Origin of the sequence: Roseomonas rosulenta (assembly GCF_016106005.1) — a bacterium.
In the GTDB taxonomy this organism is placed as follows: Bacteria; Pseudomonadota; Alphaproteobacteria; order Acetobacterales; family Acetobacteraceae; genus Neoroseomonas; species Neoroseomonas rosulenta.
The window spans coordinates 1-530 of the sequence record NZ_JACADR010000663.1 but is presented as its reverse complement, the minus strand read 5'-3'; the positions used below and the strand labels follow the sequence as shown (position 1 = coordinate 530).

At 71.1% G+C, this 530-nt stretch carries 1 protein-coding gene; it reads left to right on the top strand.

Annotated features, from left to right (window positions below; all coding sequences use genetic code 11):
- Nucleotides 1-530, top strand: a 530-nt coding sequence (locus HW578_RS27530) for a transposase (protein WP_198373848.1), incomplete at both ends; no start/stop codon positions are given.

Here is a 530-nt window from a genome sequence, read left to right as displayed (position 1 = left end):
ACGGGCTGTCCGACGAGCGCTGCGAGTATCTCATCAAGGACCGCCTGTCGTTCATGCGCTTCCTCGGCCTCGGGCTGGCCGACCCGGTGCCGGATGCCAACACGATCTGGACCTTCCGCGAGGCGTTGAAGCGTGCCGGCGCGGTGGAGCGGCTGTTCGCGCGGTTCGATGCCACGCTGCGCGCCGCCGGCTACCTGGCGATGGGCGGGCAGATCGTGGACGCGACCATCGTCGCCGCGCCGAAGCAGCGCAACACCGAGGCGGAGCGGGCGGCGATCAAGGCCGGACAGGTACCCGAAGGCTGGGCCGAGAAGCCCGCGAAGCTGCGCCAGAAGGATCGCGACGCGCGCTGGACGGTGAAGTTCTCCAAGGCCAAGCCGCGCGAGGATGGCGCGCCGCAGGTCGATCTCGCGGTGCCGGCCTTCGGGTACAAGAACCATGTCGCGATCGATCGCCGGCACGGCCTGATCCGCGGCTGGACCGCGAGCCACGCCGCGGCCCATGACGGGGCGCGGCTGGCGGAGGTGGTC